16 protein-coding genes are annotated in these 18,107 nt (G+C 41.1%); 10 read left to right on the top strand and 6 right to left on the bottom strand.

The window, feature by feature from the left end:
* Nucleotides 1–31: 31 nt before the first annotated feature.
* The 7 genes from MHB45_RS01170 to MHB45_RS01140 all read left to right on the top strand — a co-directional run bounded on the left by MHB45_RS01170 (nt 32) and on the right by MHB45_RS01140 (nt 7,725).
* Nucleotides 32–502, top strand: coding sequence for a DinB family protein (locus tag MHB45_RS01170; RefSeq protein ID WP_048687241.1), 471 nt, complete (start codon nt 32–34; stop codon nt 500–502).
* A 482-nt stretch (nt 503–984) separates the two neighbouring features.
* On the top strand, nt 985–1,569 hold the full coding sequence (locus MHB45_RS01165) for a YjgB family protein (RefSeq protein ID WP_048687243.1): 585 nt from the start codon (nt 985–987) through the stop codon (nt 1,567–1,569).
* 248 nt (nt 1,570–1,817) lie between these two features.
* Nucleotides 1,818–3,392, top strand: coding sequence for an S-layer protein (locus tag MHB45_RS01160; RefSeq protein ID WP_048687245.1), 1,575 nt, complete (start codon nt 1,818–1,820; stop codon nt 3,390–3,392).
* 359 nt (nt 3,393–3,751) lie between these two features.
* The gene (locus MHB45_RS01155; RefSeq protein WP_072272405.1) at nt 3,752–5,110 is read left to right on the top strand and encodes an IS1182 family transposase; all 1,359 of its coding nucleotides are present in this window, start codon (nt 3,752–3,754) and stop codon (nt 5,108–5,110) included.
* 335 nt (nt 5,111–5,445) lie between these two features.
* Nucleotides 5,446–6,270 carry an amino acid ABC transporter substrate-binding protein gene (locus MHB45_RS01150; protein ID WP_072272403.1) on the top strand — a complete coding sequence of 275 codons (825 nt, stop codon included), beginning with the start codon at nt 5,446–5,448 and terminating at the stop codon, nt 6,268–6,270.
* Nucleotides 6,254–6,958, top strand: coding sequence for an amino acid ABC transporter permease (locus MHB45_RS01145; RefSeq protein WP_072272402.1), 705 nt, complete (start codon nt 6,254–6,256; stop codon nt 6,956–6,958). The genes MHB45_RS01150 and MHB45_RS01145 overlap by 17 nt, the downstream gene beginning before the upstream one ends.
* 29 nt (nt 6,959–6,987) lie before the next feature.
* On the top strand, nt 6,988–7,725 hold the full coding sequence (locus MHB45_RS01140; RefSeq protein WP_048679100.1) for an amino acid ABC transporter ATP-binding protein: 738 nt from the start codon (nt 6,988–6,990) through the stop codon (nt 7,723–7,725).
* Between the two features lie 75 nt (nt 7,726–7,800).
* Here MHB45_RS01140 and MHB45_RS01135 read toward each other — a convergent pair whose 3' ends face one another.
* Nucleotides 7,801–8,976 (bottom strand): MFS transporter, encoded by a 1,176-nt coding sequence (locus MHB45_RS01135; protein WP_048679097.1) that lies wholly within the window; start codon nt 8,974–8,976, stop codon nt 7,801–7,803.
* Nucleotides 8,977–9,327: 351 nt separating this feature from the next.
* Between MHB45_RS01135 and MHB45_RS01130 the strand changes: the two genes are divergently transcribed.
* A complete protein-coding gene (locus MHB45_RS01130) occupies nt 9,328–10,038 on the top strand; it encodes a response regulator transcription factor (RefSeq protein ID WP_072272401.1) in 711 nt (236 codons plus the stop codon).
* Nucleotides 10,035–11,423: a sensor histidine kinase gene (locus MHB45_RS01125; protein ID WP_048679092.1), complete on the top strand. Its 1,389-nt coding sequence runs from the start codon at nt 10,035–10,037 to the stop codon at nt 11,421–11,423. Before MHB45_RS01130 ends, MHB45_RS01125 begins: the two co-directional genes overlap by 4 nt.
* Before the next feature lie 59 nt (nt 11,424–11,482).
* Here the strand turns inward: MHB45_RS01125 and MHB45_RS01120 are convergent, their stop codons facing one another.
* The 5 genes from MHB45_RS01120 to MHB45_RS01100 form a co-directional block, all read right to left on the bottom strand.
* Nucleotides 11,483–11,836: a YxeA family protein gene (locus MHB45_RS01120; RefSeq protein WP_072272400.1), complete on the bottom strand. Its 354-nt coding sequence runs from the start codon at nt 11,834–11,836 to the stop codon at nt 11,483–11,485.
* A gap of 5 nt (nt 11,837–11,841) precedes the next feature.
* Nucleotides 11,842–13,761, bottom strand: a complete 1,920-nt coding sequence (locus MHB45_RS01115; protein WP_048679085.1) for an ABC transporter permease — start codon at nt 13,759–13,761, stop codon at nt 11,842–11,844.
* The gene (locus tag MHB45_RS01110) at nt 13,748–14,515 is read right to left on the bottom strand and encodes an ABC transporter ATP-binding protein (protein WP_161921990.1); all 768 of its coding nucleotides are present in this window, start codon (nt 14,513–14,515) and stop codon (nt 13,748–13,750) included. Before MHB45_RS01110 ends, MHB45_RS01115 begins: the two co-directional genes overlap by 14 nt.
* 155 nt (nt 14,516–14,670) lie before the next feature.
* Nucleotides 14,671–14,961: a DUF3817 domain-containing protein gene (locus MHB45_RS01105; protein ID WP_034305497.1), complete on the bottom strand. Its 291-nt coding sequence runs from the start codon at nt 14,959–14,961 to the stop codon at nt 14,671–14,673.
* Nucleotides 14,962–15,170: 209 nt separating this feature from the next.
* The gene (locus tag MHB45_RS01100) at nt 15,171–16,235 is read right to left on the bottom strand and encodes a C45 family autoproteolytic acyltransferase/hydolase (protein ID WP_048679080.1); all 1,065 of its coding nucleotides are present in this window, start codon (nt 16,233–16,235) and stop codon (nt 15,171–15,173) included.
* A 158-nt stretch (nt 16,236–16,393) separates the two neighbouring features.
* Between MHB45_RS01100 and MHB45_RS01095 the strand changes: the two genes are divergently transcribed.
* A complete protein-coding gene (locus tag MHB45_RS01095) occupies nt 16,394–17,782 on the top strand; it encodes a hypothetical protein (protein WP_048679077.1) in 1,389 nt (462 codons plus the stop codon).
* The last annotated feature ends 325 nt before the right edge of the window (nt 17,783–18,107 follow it).

Genomic DNA, 18,107 nt, shown 5'->3' with positions numbered 1-18,107 from the left:
TGATTGTATACCTTCTAAAAGGGGAGATATAATGAAATCGATAGAACTAATCATCTTAAATCTGGAAGAGGTTAGAAGAAGAAACATTAAACTATGGACTTCAATACCTAAAGGCACACTCCATTGGAAACCGGACGACAAGGCAATGAGCTGTTTAGAAATGGTTAGACATGTCCTTGATAGTGAGCATTACTATCATTTATCCATTAAAAATCAAGGCAGCTTACCAGTTTATGAATCACCATATGAAAAACAGCCACTTAGCTCCGTGGAAGCGGAATTAAATTTTGCTGAACCATACAGGCGTAATTTTTTGGAAACAATCATGTCCTTCAGCGAAGACGACTTATCCACTATTAAAATTGATCGCTCTGATGTAGGATATATCAGGGATTTAGGAGACATGTTGCTAAGAATCGCTTATCATGAGTCTGTACATACTGGTCAATTATTGGACTATTTAAGAACTGCTGGAGTCCCTAGAATAAGCGTTTGGGATTAATCAAATCATTTTCAATTGTGTTTCATCATGCTGAAGCACCACACTGTAGGCAACTCGATGAAAATCGTGTTTGTCTGCAGTTTTTTTTTGCTTGTACGATTTGGATGTTGATTTCCGCTTCAGGCACTCGCTTTCCGCGGGCGGTCGGCCCTCGGCTTAAGCCTGCGGGGTCTCCCCTAGACACGCTTTTCCCGCAGGAGTCTCACACCCGCTCCAATTAACTTTGTTTTTAATTTTAGATAGAACCCTTTAGCCTACAGTTATTGTTTTAAATAGAACAATTTAAACTTGTGGTGATGAGGATGCTTGCTAAACATGATTCTAGAGATCAACTTGATATGTTTACTTTAAATCAACTGTTGCCGCAGATGCAGCTTATAAATCCCCTGATGCTCCACCATAATCAAACAATCCAATTATCTTCAAGAAAATGTTTCATGCAAGAAAATTGTGGAAAAGTAATGATATAGGAGGGATAAGAAATGTTATCAAAAAAACCGGCGGCCAGAATGGTCAGCGCCTTTATTCTGACCGGTTCTCTTTTAGGGGCAGGTGCATCGTTTTCAACAGAACCTGTTGAGGCTGCATCCACAATGGATTCCGCTTCTGCCATAGCTAAGGATCACGCTCTTACCACCTTACATGAAATCTACAACAAAGCTTTTTCAGGAGAAATGCCTTATACTGCCATGGGTTTGAAAATTAATGAAAACACCCAAAAAGATGTATATGAGATATTTGGTTCTCCCCCTGAACCAGGTAACACAGATGAAACTTTTGACTATTACCATGCAGAAATGGGGTATCCAGGTTTTGCATTTGCCTATAACGCTGACAAGACCATCTCACAAATCCGATATTTCGGGACAGATGTGGAACGGGACCATAATCTAGGAAGCATCACACCTAAAGTATTAGGAAATCAACTCGGCAGTGCTGACGAAATACGCCATATTTCCAGTACGAATGAAATCAACTACGTTTACAAGACAGGGAATTATGAACTGCAATTCATTGTCGGTGAAAATCAAACTGTAAATCATATCAATCTACTCGAAGCTAAATAAAATGTACGATAAAATGGTTGTCGAAGGTTGCAGAGAATGAAAATTATCCCTGCACCCTTTTTTTATTTCAAGCCCCTCCCCTTCTTTCCCTTTCAACTTCAAAGCCGTGTACTGCCAAAATCAGATAATGGAAGCAAAACGGTCATTTCATTTACATAAACCATACTCACCCCAAACGGATTCTTAATATTTTTACAATAAAATTAGCTTATTCAATATTATTTCAATATATGGAGGGTGTCAGTAAAATGATTAATAAGTTCAGGGCTTTCACAGTATCGGTTCTAAGCCTCACCATCCTTTTTCAGGGTCTTCCGGCCGCGGTTGCAGCAAAAGATGCAGAAGACAATCAGACAAATCCAGGAGGCAGATGGATGAAGGGGGAATATCATGCCCATACCACTCAGTCCGATGATGCCGAGGGATCACAGAGCCTTGAAAGCTTGCTGAATAACGCATTTGATAAGTATGGCATGGATTGGATGGGAATATCCGATCACTTGAGGATGTCTTCAAGGGATGATGAAGGTAATTTGATTCCAGGAGGGCCGATACCGCTGTCTCAGGGAATCAGTCAATATCAAGCCCCAAAAATAAAACAACTGCAAAAAGAGGGCAAATTTAAAAATAAAGTCATCTTTTCAGGCTTCGAATGGGACATGCCCACATACGAGCATGTCGGCATAGGCATTTTGGGAGATCAGCCGGGCTCGCCTAAAAGTCTGAAAGCTGCCAATCAGTTCGAATATCTGTTCACCAACCAGGATGAAAAGATGTTTGATCCTAAGGATGTAGCCATTTGGAAGTCACAGGATCAAAGAGCCAATAAAACATCCGAGGATGCCCGAACGGCATTGGCATGGCTCGAAGAAAATTATAAGAATACAAGTTATGCCATATTGAACCATCCATCAAGAAAGAGGGTGTACAGCATATCTGATTTTCGCGACTTCAACAATATCGCCCCGGATGTCATGTTCGGATTTGAAGGTATGCCAGGTAACCAGTTGGAGCCGGATAGAGGCGGTTTAAATCTGACAACACCGGAAAACCGGACCTATGGCGGTTCCGATTACATGCTTGCTAAGGTAGGAGGTGCATGGGATGCGCTACTTGGGGAAGGTCGTAAGTTCTGGAATTTTTCCAATTCGGACTCCCATTTTGAAATCAGTGAAAACCGCCTATACTCAAGCGGTTACTGGCCAGGAGAATATTCCAAGAATTATACATGGGTAAATGGCTCATCAATAAAATCTGTCCTTGATGGCATGCGATCCGGAAAATCCTTCTCCGTTTTTGGTGATTTGATCGATGCCCTTGAATTCCAAGCTAAAAACGGAAACAATACGGTGGATATGGGCGGGGACCTTAAAGTGAAGGAAGGACAGATGGTCAAGATCACCGTCCGATTTAAGAGCCCCCAAAAGAACAATAACGGGGACCCCGTCAAGGTAGATCACGTGGATTTAATTTCCGGTGAAGTAACCGGGAAAGCAGAGCCTGGAACACCTGCTTATAATAAAGCCACCAATGATACGACAAAAGTGGTTAAACGCTTTACAAGTAAAGACTGGAAAACCGATCGCGATGGTTTTCATGCCATCACTTACAAAGTCAAAGCAAATAAGGATCAATATTTCCGTTTACGCGGCACGAATCTAGGGGAAAATGTCTCTGGAGAAACGATGGACGGTGAACCGCTGATCGATAAAAAGACTGAAATCGAGGATAACGAAACGCGTTTTTCAGAAATAAACAAACGTAACTATAAAGACCTTTGGTTCTATTCAAACCCTATATTCGTCAGCGTAGAGGATAAATAATCATGGTAAAACTAAGTTAAAACGAATACTGCAATAGTTCTGGACGGCCTCTAAGAGCCCCTCTCCCACTTAGCGGAAGAGGGGCTCAGACTGTAGACAAACTCGATGAAAATCGAGTTTGTCTATTTTTATGGCTTGTACAATTTGGACGTTGATTTCCACTCCAGGCACTCGCTTTCCGCGGGCGGTCGGGGAGCCTCCTCGGCTTTCGCCTGCGGGGTCTCCCCTAGACGCGCTTTTCCCGCAGGAGTCTCGTACCTTCCGTTCCAATCAACTTTGTCTTACCTTTTAGATAGAACACTTTTGCCTGGAGTCATGTTTGTTTTAAAATAGAAGTATTAAAACTTGAGGTGATGAGGATGCTTTCTAAACATGATTCTATTCAGCGAGATCAACTTGAAATGATTACTTTAGATCAATTGGTGCCACCGAACCATTTGGTTCGTAAAATGGAGGCTGCCATTGACTTCACTTTCATTTATGACTTGGTGAAAGATATGTATTCAGAGGTAGGACGCCCAAGTATTGATCCAGTTATTTTAGTTAAACTGACTTTCATTCAATATACCTTCGGTATTCGTTCCATGCGTAAAACGATTGAAGAAGTTGAAACCAATATGGCTTACCGTTGGTTCTTAGGCTATGGTTTCCATGATAAAGTACCTCATTTCTCTACGTTCGGGAAAAATTATGAGCGACGCTTCAAAGATACAGATCTGTTTGAACAGATTTTCTATCGCATTTTAATGACAGCTGCTAATAAAAAGTTAATAAGTGCTGAACACGTTTTCGTGGATTCCACACATGTGAAAGCCAGTGCGAATAAACGGAAATTTGAAAAGAAAATCGTTCGTAAAGAAACACGAGCGTATCAAGGACGTCTTCAAGAAGAAATCAATCAAGATCGTGAAAACCATGGAAAAAAGCCTTTTCCACCAGATAAATTTGATAAAGAAGAGACCAAAGAGATTAAAGAAAGTACAACGGATTCTGAGAGTGGCTACTATGTGAAAGATGAACGAACAAAACAGTTTGCCTATTCATTCCACGCGGCCGCAGACCGCAACGGTTTTGTATTGGGAACGATTGTAACACCTGGAAATACACATGACAGTCAGATCTTAGAGCCACTAGTTGAACAAGTGATTGAGAAAGTTGGAAAACCGGAAGCCGTTGCCGCAGATGCAGCTTATAAAACACCAGCGATTACAAGCTACCTATTTAACAAAGAAATCATACCGGCTTTACCTTATACACGTCCTCGCACCAAAGAAGGATTTTTCCGCAAACAGGACTATGTATACGATGAACATTTTGATTGTTACCTTTGCCCTTCGGGCGAAACTTTAAAGTACTCAACAACAAATAAAGAGGGCTATCGCGAGTACAAATCGCCAAAACAAATTTGTACAACATGCTCATTTTTATCTCGGTGTACAGAAAGCAAAGACTGTCAAAAAGTGGTGACACGGCATATCTGGCAAACACATGTGGAAGAAGCAGATCATCTGCGTCATCATCAAGATGTAAAACCTATATATGCAAAACGTAAAGAAACGATTGAGCGTGTATTCGCAGATGCAAAAGAAAAGCATGGTATGCGTTGGACTACTTTAAGGGGACTTAAAAAATTGTCGATGCAGGCGATGCTTACTTTCGCTGCCATTAATTTAAAGAAGATGGCCAATTGGACATGGCAAGGTCCAAAAATGGCCTAACATAGTGGGCTCGTAGAGCCCCAATCTCTAAACTTTAGGCGAAAATTCAAAGGGAATTTCAAAAGGGGTTCAGAATTTTTTAATTCCGAACCCCTTTTGTCTACAAACTGAGCCCCTCTCCCACTTAGCGGAAGAGGGGCTTTTTGACCCCTTAGAATCTTAATGTACACTTCCCTTCCCTTTCGTTTTATTTCACTTCCATTCATGAAAAACCGTATAATTCACCAAGTTTCATTAACACTAATGATATAAGTTATTTTCATTGACTTTTTTCCTTTTCTTGTATAGTATCACAGAGTATCAATCCCTATCAGATTACTAGGAGGTTTACCCAAATGAAAAAAATGGTTGCACTTTTATCGCTATTGTTAGCTTTCACGGTTGTACTTACCGCTTGTGGTACCGATACAAAAAATGAGGCAAACGATACCGGCAATAAATCTTCTTCACAAGAAAGTCTATATGATAAAGTCAAAAAAGATGGCGTATTAACTGTTGGAACAGAAGGTACATATCCTCCTTTCACATTCCACGATGATTCAGATAAACTTACGGGGTTTGATGTTGAAATTGCTAAAGAAGTGGCAAAACGCCTTGGAGTGAAAGCTGAATTCAAGGAAACACAATGGGACGGCATGTTTGCAGGCTTGGATGCAAAACGATTTGATATGATCGCAAACCAAGTGGGCATCGATGAAGACCGTCAAAAGAAATATGATTTCTCTGACCCATATATTCAATCAGGAGCCGTATTGCTTGTACACAAAGATAATTCGGATATTAAATCCTTCGATGATTTGAAAGGCAAGACCTCTGCACAATCTTTAACGAGTAACTACAATGATCTAGCCAAATCACATGGGGCTGAAGTTACAGGTATTGAAGGATTTTCACAATCCGTACAGCTTATTGGTTCTAAACGTGTAGATGCGACGATCAATGACAAATTATCTTACCTTGATTATAAAAAGCAACATCCGGATGCACCTATCAAAGTGGCTGATGAGGAAGAAACCGGAGTCGCAAGTGGTTTAATGTTCAGAAAAGACAGCGGCAAATTAGTGGAAGAAGTAAACAAAGCACTTAAAGCAATGAAAGACGACGGCACGTACGCGAAGATCTCGGATAAATGGTTTGGTGAAGATGTTTCTCCTAAGTAATATTTTCACCGACCCCGAGCGTATGAACCAGCTTGTTTCCATCGCTCAAACCTCCCTCTATCCGATGATAGAGGGAGCTATTCGATATACGATTCCACTAACATTGATCACATTCGTTCTCGGCCTTATTCTTGCTGTACTCACAGCATTGGCTAGATTATCTTCCATTAGAATTCTTCAAATAATTGCGCGTGTATATGTGTCAATCATCCGCGGGACACCTTTACTTGTGCAATTATTTATCATTTTCTATGGACTTCCAAATTTAGGTGTAACCATCAATCCTTTCATATCGGCTATTATAGGATTCTCTTTAAATGTAGGAGCATACGCTTCGGAAATTATACGAGCAGCCATTTTATCGATACCAAAAGGGCAATGGGAAGCAGGCTATTCAATCGGGATGACATATACCCAAGCGTTAAAGCGCATCATTTTACCGCAAGCAGCGCGGGTATCCATTCCCCCATTATCCAATACGTTCATTAGCCTTTTAAAAGATACATCGCTTGCATCACTCATTCTTGTAACGGAATTATTCCGTAAAGCTCAAGAAATCGCTGCAAAAAACTATGAATTTTTACTGCTTTACATGGAAGCAGCTGCTTTATATTGGATTTTGTGTACGATTCTATCTTTCATTCAAGGAAGTTTAGAGGAGAGACTTAATCGTTATGTAGCAAAATAAGAACCGCAGTAGTTAAAGGAGATTTTAAAATGATCAACATTAAGAATCTTCATAAATCGTTTGGTGACCTTGAAGTATTAAAGGGCATCGATTTGGAAGTGGAGCAAGGCAAAGTCATTGTATTGATCGGTCCTTCCGGTTCAGGAAAAACAACCTTTCTTCGGTGTTTGAATCTCCTTGAGGTGCCTACGGACGGCACGATTGAAATCGATGAAACGGTAATGGACTTCAAAAAAACCGTTAGAAAAAATTCGATTACATCTTTTCGCAGTTTAACAGGGATGGTTTTCCAAAGCTATAACCTTTTCCCCCACAAAACAGCATTGGAAAATGTAATGGAAGGCCCCATCATTGTAAAAAACATAGCCAAACAACAAGCGAAAGAAACGGCTGCTGCCCTGCTTACAAAGGTGGGCTTAGGTGAAAAAATCGATTTTTATCCGTTTCAATTGTCCGGCGGTCAGCAGCAACGGGTCGGAATTGCAAGGGCCCTGGCCATGGAGCCTAAGGTCATGTTATTCGATGAACCCACTTCCGCTTTGGATCCCGAACTAGTGGGAGACGTCCTGCAGGTCATGAAAGACCTGGCGAAAGATGAAGGCATGACAATGATCGTGGTAACCCATGAAATGCGTTTCGCCCGCGAAGTCGCCGATGAAGTCATTTTCATGGATGAAGGAAAAATAATGGAGCGGGGAACACCCGAGCAGATTTTCACAAACCCTAAAGAAGCGCGCACACGAAAATTCCTCAATATGATTCAATAAAAAAACGGTGCTATTTTAGCACCGCTCGCAACTACCCCCCATTTTTAGAAATGGGGGGTTTTGCCCATCATTATATCAATGCGATGCTTGGACCTGTTTAGTCTGTGCCCGTGCATGGTATAGCTGAAAAAGAAATAAAGCAAAAACGGAAAGGATGGCACCCGATATAAATGGTAAATCAATCGAAATCGAAAATAACCAACCGCCGATCGGAGGACCCGCAATCCTGCCGAACGAGTCGAAGGAAGATAGCAATCCCGTGACACTGCCATGGCCCGACATGGAACTTTTGGTAAGCAGTGCTGAAATGGCAGGCCGGATGAACCCATTACCCACTCCGAAAATTGTCAGGAAGACCGCCGATGTCCAGAACCCGGTAGAAAACAGGATGAGAATGAAACCAACTGCCGAGACGATGATTCCCATTCGAATGACCGCGCCTTCCCCATATTTCTTTGTCATCCTGCCCACTAATCCACCTTGAACGATCGCACTCCCAAACCCCATGATCATAAAGATATAGCCTAATTGCACAAGACTAATATCAGCCTTTTTGGCTGCAAAATAGGCGAAAGTCGTTTCTAGTCCTGCCATTGAAAGGGTGACGATCATTTGCAGAAAGAACATGGTTTTAAGAGGCCCTCTAAAGGCTTTCCACATGGACTCTTTATTTTTTGACTGTTGGGCCCTCTTCTCTACTGTATGTGATTCCTTCAGTACCGCAATCACTAAGAATAAAGTAATCAAAGAGGATATTCCAGCAATGTAAAACGGCAAGTTCAAACTTGATTTGGAGAATACCCCGCCAATCGCCGGTCCAAAGATGAATCCAAGCCCTGTGGCGGCCCCGATGATTCCCATCCCTTTTCCCCGATCTTCCGGCGTCGTGATGTCAGCGACATACGCCATTGCGGTTGGCATGTTTGCCGATGACAAAATCCCGCCAATGATTCTCGCTACAAATAATACCCATAGGGAATCTGCCGAAGCCTGGATGAAAAACGAAAGGGCCAGTCCAGCAATCCCGATAATCATGACAGGCTTACGCCCTATCCTGTCAGATATACGTCCCCATATCGGGGCAAAAAATAATTGCATCAGTGAATAAACAGCCATTAAAAGGCCAAGCTCTGTAGGACTGCCACCAACCTTTTCTGCAAGGAATGGAATGACGGGAATGATGATCCCAAATCCGACCATGACTAAAAACATCACTAAAAAAAGTACGGGTAACACCTTTTTTGTTTCCATTATATTTTTCTCCTTTTATTCTTCCACATTCGCTACGTACTTTGGATCGAGTTCCTAAAATCCCATTACTTAGCATAATCTACCTGGCAATTCTTTAAACAGTTTATCATACAACCTTTACCAAATCAGTATGAAGCACGATCTTCTTTCGGAAACTCCCTTAAATAAATAAGAACCAGGCATCAATATCCTCAACTCTACAGTCATTTCTCATGTAATGGCATTTCGTTATTTTCACTGTGTTTCGTGAAATCAATGGCATGAGTTCGTTAAAAATCTTTTCCTCCCCTTATTTTTTCTTAAGGGGTACTCTATACTGTAGGGTATGATTGATGTTTAGGAGGTAGAAGAATGTCTAATGATCAGTGGATTTTAATTATTGACGATGAAGAAGATTTGGCACGTCTCATGGAGACAGTTTTACATAAAGAAGGTATCCCCAATATTATTACGGCGGGGACAATTGCGGATGGGTGGGCAAAGTTTCAGAAGTTCGATCCATCACTAGTCTTGCTGGATATCATGCTGCCAGATGGTGAAGGCTATGATTTATGCAAGCAAATTCGTGAAGTGTCGAATGTGCCCATTTTATTTTTGTCGGCAAAGGATGAGGAAATTGATAAGCTTTTAGGGTTGGCAATTGGAGGGGATGATTATATTACCAAACCATTCAGTCCGAAAGAAGTTGCCTATCGAGTAAAGGCGCAGCTTAGGCGGGCGGGCTATACAGAGGAAAAAACTTCACCTAAAAAATTGCAAATTGGCCCATTTGAGCTTAGTTCAAATGAAAATGAAGTGAAAAAGGATGGCGAAACCCTTGAGCTCACAGCTAAAGAAATCGGTCTGATGAGTTGTTTTATGCATCATCCGAATCAGATTTTGAGCAAGGAAACTTTGTTTGAACATGTGTGGGGCGATGATTTCTTTGGCTCTGATAATACAGTGATGGTCCATATTCGCCGTTTACGCGAAAAAATCGAAGCAGATCCTTCAAAGCCATCTTTCCTAATAACCGTTAAAGGGCTTGGTTATAAATTACAGACCAAGGGTGAAACAAGATGAAGTGGAAATTGACACGGCGCTTTTTAGGATCCGTTGTGACAATTGTTGTAATCGTAGGAATCGTAAATACCATTTTACTTTTATGCTTACTCTTTGTTCATTTCGACACGGAAGAGGAATCTGCGGAGAACTTTAGCCGATCTTTTTCACAATATGTAGAACTAATAGATGACAAACCAATGGTAAATGAAGAAGGACTGGAAAAACTGCGGAACACGAACGCCTGGATACAATTTTTGAATGATAAGGGTGAACAAGTAGCAGCCTATTACACACCTCAAAAATTGCAAACCGTATATTCTCCGGTTGAAATCGTCCAAATGTATAAGTATAAAGAAATTGATGCAGAGACGACTGTTTTTGCCGGCGAAGCTCATGATTTCAGCTATTTTGTAGGGGTTAAAGATCGAGGAATAGGCCGATATGTACTGTCCTATAATTATGTTCACATTTTAAAGTACTTCAACATCATACTTTTACTGTTTTTAACGGTGGATATTATTATTGCCCTAGTCATTGGACTATTATTTGGTAAAAGATTAACGACACCACTTAACACTTTAATAGAAGGAATTCAGCAGCTTCGTGAAAGACGTTTTAAAAAGATGAGTATACCAAAAGGCGTCTATGAAGATGTATTTCACAATATGAATGAACTATCGGTAAAGTTAGATCAGTATGAAAAAGAACGTGATCAACTCGACCAAATGCGTGAGGAATGGATTAGCAATGTTTCTCATGACATGAAGACACCACTTGCATCCATCCATGGTTATACAGAATTGATGAAAGACAATGCCACTGAATTAACACCACAAGAATTGTATGAGTTTACATCCATTATTAATAGACAGTCCTTATATATGAAAAATCTGTTGGATGACCTCAATTTAACGATGCGTTTACGCAACCAACGACTTCCTTTGCAATTTGAAGATGTTGATATCGTTGGGTTTATAAGAGAAATGACGATAGAGCTCTTAAATGATTCACAATTTGGTGATCGACAGGTCGAATTTGAGGCAAATGTGGATAAAGCAATACATAAAGTTGATAAAAATTTACTGAAACGGGCAATTTTTAACTTTATCTACAATGCGCTCGTACATAATGATGAAAATGTCGTCGTGAAAATACAAATTGATGATATTCATCTACAATCAGAACATCATGCCCAAATTACCATTGCCGATAATGGCCGCGGTATTCCCTCCAAAGATTTGGATCAGGTTTTTGAACGCTACTATCGAGGTACGAATACTGCCAGTACACATGGGACCGGCTTAGGAATGGCCATTGCAAGGGACATCATTCTGGCTCATAAAGGTAAACTGGATTTGACTAGCATTGAAAATAAGGGAACAACCATCACGATACTTATATAATTTATTTTTTCTACAGAGAAAGGGCTGTCCATAACTTACAGACAGCCCTTCTTTCCTATTTATTTTGGTTGTGCCTTTTTTGGAATATCTTCAAATTTCACTTCATCATATGACGAAACTTCATCACCATTTTTCACGTACATCTTTAAGTAAGCATCTTTTCGAAGATTTTTTTGTGCCGTGAATTCAATCGGTATCGTTTCACCATCTGCATTTTTGGCGTCAAGTTCATAAGAATAGGAAGTCATCACTGTACCATCATCCAGTTTGGTTTCATGCTGCACCCCATCCTCTGTAATTTGCAAATAATAATTATCGGCATTCATGCGATTAAAGTCAATTTTAGTAAGCGCGAATACTCCTGCCGCTCCAAGTATGAACAATATGACAACTACCATAAAAAATTTCTTCATTTAGATCATCCTTCTGTTTTATTATTTTGTGTGATAATACGATTATAAGAAGCTACCGTTAAGATATAATACAGACCGTAAATAATCGTATAAGCGATCATCCAGATCAATACAGGTTTTGCCAAATTCATCATCAATAACCCCGAGAAGGCTTTTAACGCAACCGCACTGTGCAATAGCCCGACTGCCAGCGGGACGAAAAAGATTACAAACACTTGGGATGCAATGGATTTCCGCATTTCTTTTGCGTTAACGCCCATTTTATGAAGCATATTGTATTGTGATTTATCTTCCTCAGCTTCCGTTAGAACTTTAAAGTAAATGATACTGCCTGTTGCCGCTAAAAAAACCAGACCAAGAAAACTGCCGATAAAGAGCAATGATCCTACACTTTCAATGCTTGCTTGAAAATCTTGAGGCGCACTGGAAAATAGAGCTTCTTCAGGTATTTGTCTTGATATTTTTTCAGATAAATCCACGGAGGCTTGATCAACACCGATAGCACGATAGTTCAGGGCTTCCCCTTCTTTTTGTAATGATTTAAATTGATCATTCGATACAACCACTGCAATGCCTGCTGTTTTGGCATTTAAAACCGTTTGTGTTTTAAAGCTTTGGAATGTTATCGCCGTGCTGTTTTCTGTCCTTATCGTCTTGTCCTTGTATTCAGGTGAGAATCTTTTGTCATATCCAATATCTAAAATGACTGCTTTGCCATGATTCACATGCAGTGCTTCCTTACCTTGTACATCTGCCAATTTGTTATATGTTCTTTCATCGATTACCGTGTAAATCCTTTTATCCGAGTTATCGAATGCTGATTCCTCGCTAAGTTCTTTCGTATTAAATGTAATGGATAGCGCTTCAACATTTTCATCATACTTTGTATCTGGCAAAATGGCGGTGACTTGATGATCGCTTTTTACATCCGTTTGCTGATACATGAAGGTATTCGGATCAACGGTCATAACTTGGTCATTCGCGTTATAATAGAGACCATAAACCGCACCGCCAGCCGTTACCGTTGTAGCACTTAACACCGCAATTACGGTCAATGTCCTTGCATTCCCCCGAATGCGATAAAGCAATTGCGAGACCGTCATCAGATGCAGGCCTTTCCATAGCCATTTTTCATTTTTCTTGATCACGGCTAACACAAAGCCTGTCACGCTATGAAACAATAAAAATGTACCGGCAATAACAGTTGTCAAAATAATGAGTGCCGTCATCAAAAAGCCAATCTTTTCCCACACTTTAGAAGTAAAAAGATCTTGCATCGCCAACCAATATCCGATGACAATCAGGAAAATTCCCAGAAAGGCTACAATCATAGATGGCTTCGGAGCCGCTTCCCCCTTTTTCGATGCATGGAAAAGATCAATTAGTTTAAATTGGTAAATTAAACGATAGCCCTGGAATGATGTCACCAAGAAAATAATAAGAAATACGATAGAGGTGTTCAAAGCTGCAGATCCCGAAAATGTAAAAGGGGCGATGACATCATAGCCCATTAAATAGATCAAGATCGTCATGAACCCTTTTGAACATAGAAATCCAAGTAAAATCCCCACAACTAATGAAACCAAGCCTAGCAATAGATTTTCAAAGAAGAGCATTAAGCCAATCTGGCGATTACGTACGCCAAGCAATGCATATAATGCCACTTCTTTTTTACGTTTTTTCATGAAAAATGAATTGGAATAGGCAATAAAAATGGCAACGAAAAAAATCAGGATGACGGCCGCACCACTCATTAATGAACCTAATTTCTGTGATGAAGCCGTTTGTTCTGCAACTGCATCACTATACTTCAATGTTACAAATGTGAAGTAGATGATAATGCTAAATACCATGGATGCGATATATATAAAATATTGGGAAAGGTTCCGGGCAATATTTTTTCTCGCCAGACTAAATAACGTCATCTACCTCACCTCCAATTGTTGCAAGGACATCCATGATTTCTTGGAAGAAAGCTTTACGTGATTGGCCACGACGATAAATTTCTGTTGAAAGCGTACCATCCTTGATGAAAATGATCCGCCGGCAGAAGCTTGCGGCATATGCATCATGTGTCACCATCATGATGGTGGAAATATTATTTTCATTTAGTTCACTTAAGCTTTCCAGCAGACCTGTTGCCGATTTTGAATCAAGTGCACCTGTTGGCTCATCTGCCAGGATCAATGCCGGCTCTGTCACAAGCGCTCTGGCTGCAGCTGTTCTTTGCTTTTGCCCACCGGAGATTTGGTATGGATATTTAGCTAATAAATCTTCAATTCCAAATACTTTAGCAATACGATTCACCAATGCAGTAATTTCTTTCGCTGGAATTTTCGCAATCGCCAGTGGCAATAATATATTTTCCTTCACAGTCAATGAGTCTAGCAAATTGTAGTCCTGGAAGATGAAACCAAGATTTTCACGTCTGAAATCCGTTAAGTCCGCCCCTTTCATATCGTGAATGCTCGTATTATTCATATAAATTTTCCCTTCAGTCGGCGAGTCAATAGTTGCCAACATATTGAGCAACGTCGATTTCCCCGCTCCAGAAGGTCCCATGATTCCTACAAACTCCCCTTCATGAATATCAAAAGATATATTTTCCAGCGCTGTATAGGCAGCGTTTGATTTACCATACGTTTTTTTTATCTTTTCCACTTTTAATAATGGTTCCATTTGTTTCACCTCTTCAGTATTGTTGATACATTTACTTTACATGCTCATTCTTACAGCATCTTTGTGCCAACCTTACAGCAAGCTTAAATCCATAAAAAAACGCCCCCCCATTTAAATGGAAAGGCGTTTTTATATTTTTTAAAAAGTAAAAGTATTTAACTTTGCTTCAGAAGCCTGCGGTCGATAACAAAATTACCAAATGGAATGAATGAAACGATGAAAATCATTGCCATTTTTAAAAAGGACCATTTTGATATGATGCTCACATATAGTAATAAAAGCCCAAACACGACAAACAAGAAACCATGGATGCTGCCTAAAATGAGTGTTGCTTCCCCAATATCCAATATGTACTTAATGGGCATACCAATGGCAAGCAATAGAACATATGAGATTCCCTCAATTATTGTAATAAACCGAAACCATCCAATAGCTGTCGAAAACATTCGCTCATCCCCTTATTCATTGTACAAGTACGGCACACAAATCCAGCTTCCTGTCCCAATCCAAAATCTGTTACTCTATATCATATTATATTACGTTGGCACCCACTAATAAATAGTATCAGGTTTTCCTAAAAGTAGAACAACAAAAGAAGCCCAATCCAAGGATTGGGCCTGTCAATAACGTAAGGTTGAAATTCACTTAAAAACGCTCAATTCCGAAACCAATTCGCTCCCTCATCCATGTGCACGAAGGGAATATCCGTATCAATTACACCGTTGATTCGTTCTAATTTAACATCTTCCCCTTCAAGCCATTTCGCAAAATCTATGGAAGTCGGCTCCTGGTTCCCTCCCAAGGCAATCCAAGCTTTCATCTCTTTAGGTAAATAAGCGGATGTATGAATCGTTCCCGCCCAGCTGCTATATAAATCCGAGAAGACACCTTGATTGGTATCATTAAACAACCGATAAGCATCGTAGGCAGATTCAAGTTTCCCTTCATGATCTTGGATGATCTCCAATCGGCGTTTCGAATCGATAAGATGGTTACGGTTTTCATTTTTCATGATTTCAAAGTGATTCGTACAGGCATTTGACGTGCGCACTTCTACATTTCTTGGGGAGGTTTCCACAATATAAGTACTTCCGCTTTTATCATAGACGACGTAAGTGAAAGAATGACGATGCGGGATTTCCTTCAGCATCGCCACAGCTTCCTGAACGTCCGCACAAGATTCAACGATCAGTCTGCCAATCATGCAGCAGATGAAACCATCACCAGGGTTCTTGCGATTCATGAAGTTATAGCCTATCACCAACCCTTTTTCGTTCATTCCATCCATCCGGCCAGTCCCTCGCTGACTAGGGCCGATGCTTGAATACCCTTGATCGGTTGGCTGGAATAAGACATAGCGTCCTTCATAAGTCTTAGGGTGGTAATCATAATTACGAATGAGATAATCATTGCCTGTCATGATCGAACAGCCCGACCGGACATAATCCAATCGGTATCCACCGAACTCTTGCAGCACGCGATCCATTGGCCATTTCAACGCTTCTTGCAACCCCAGTAATTCTTCCCAAACCCCAGGAGCGAATTGTGTAATGGCTCTCTTGACCTCTTCTTCTTCAACCGTAAACCGCGGCTGCCTGATCTTCCACTGATCTTCACGGTTTTTTACCGTTAGTGAATCTTTTAATTCCTCCCCTTGCATGTATCCAAACTCATAATGTGTACCCCGAAATTGTATGACATCACTATATATTTGCTTCACGGCTTATCCCTCATTTACAATAGTTGCTTTTCAAATTAAGGATACTTGAAGTATTGTTGAAAATAAAGAAGATAAGCCTTTAAAATTCATGAAACAACTCACCACCCCGTACCTCCCTCATAATCTGTAACTAGGCACATTTATTAGGGGGACGGATCATGGAGATGGAATTAACGGCACTCCATTGGATTTATGTTGTTTTTATTGCATTGATAATCGGGTTTATGGTAAAACGTCGTGATACTACCCTCATCTGCATAATTGGCATTTTCCTTTTGGCTTTAGTGGCTACAGGCAGTTTAGCCTCTTCCATAAGCGGGATATTCAACAGCTTCATTTTCGCAATAACGGAATTAATGTCCACGATTTTAATCATTTCCATCATCGTTGCCATGAGTACGGTTTTAACGAAGTCGGGCATTAATGATGTCATGATTGCACCATTTGCGAAATTCATTAAGAACCCTACACTTGCTTTTTGGGTAATCGGCATCGTCATGATGGTGATATCCTGGTTTTTCTGGCCATCACCTGCCGTTGCCTTACTTGGGGCTGTTCTGCTCCCCGTAGCCTTACGGGCTGGTTTACCTGCACTCGGCGTGGCGATGGCGATGAACCTTTTTGGTCACGGAATCGCATTATCAGGGGATTTCATCATTCAGGCTGCCCCTAAACTAACAGGCGATGCGGCTTCCATACCAGTCGGTGATGTCATCGCTGCGAGCATACCCCTTGTCATTACAATGGGGGTTGTCACCACCCTCTCCGCCTTTATCCTTTTAAAGCGGGATATGAAGCTTGGAAGAATCAAGGCGGATAATGAGGGATTTGTCCAAGATCCAACAATGAGTGAAGGTCTGCTCACACTGGGACAAAAGAAGTTTTTTGCCGTTTTCATTCCGATCGCCTTTCTGTTGGATGTTGTGGCATTGTCGATTTTGAAGTTGCAAGGCGGAGATGCAACCGCGTTAGTTGGCGGTACAGCGGTTTTCATTTTGCTGGTTTTATCCCTTGCCGCACATAAACAGCAAGGGCTTGAAAAATCAACGGCCTATTTGATTCAGGGTTTTCAATTTGGCTTCAAAGTATTCGGACCCGTCATTCCGATCGCCGCATTCTTCTATTTAGGTGATTCTGGATTCAATCAGATCATCGGTGACTACTTACCGAAAACATCCCTCGGCATCGTCAATGACCTCGGTGCCGCATTGGCGGCCTCCGTTCCTTTAACGAAAGAAATAGCCGCCGTCACATTAACCGGCATCGGTGCCATCACCGGCTTGGATGGATCGGGCTTCTCAGGCATTTCTTTAGCGGGATCTGTCGCTAAACTCTTTGGCACGGCAATCGGAGGCGGAACCGCCACCTTGACTGCACTTGGGCAAATAACCGCGATTTGGGTTGGCGGAGGTACCCTGATTCCATGGGCACTGATCCCGGCAGCTGCCATATGTAATGTCAGTCCCTTTGAACTTGCCCGCCGGAATCTGCTTCCGGTAACCATTGGTTTAGCAGTGACTACAATAGTAGCGATGTTTCTCATTTAATCGATTTGTGTGGAATCTAAAACACGGAACGGATCTCCATTTCCGTTCCATTTTTAAAAGAAGGTTCGATTGGTTTTTACTTTTTTATAAGGATGTTGATTGAAGAAATCAGCGACATTCCTGCCGAATAACTGGCTAGCCTGGACCCCACAGGCGCTTCCGTCGAGGAGGCTTAGCAGACTTGTCGGCGTATGGGAGTGGATTTCTGAAAGCAACTGGAACTTTTAAATTTGTCTACAGTAAAAAGGACTGAAATAAATCAGTCCTTTTTTAGATGAAGATTGGGTTTCATGGGTATCCAAGCGGATGCTTACATTAGAGCAAA

Origin of the sequence: Peribacillus sp. FSL K6-5616 (assembly GCF_038008245.1) — a bacterium.
In the GTDB taxonomy this organism is placed as follows: domain Bacteria; phylum Bacillota; class Bacilli; order Bacillales; family DSM-1321; genus Peribacillus; species Peribacillus frigoritolerans.
This window is presented reverse-complemented; position numbering and strand designations above follow the sequence as displayed.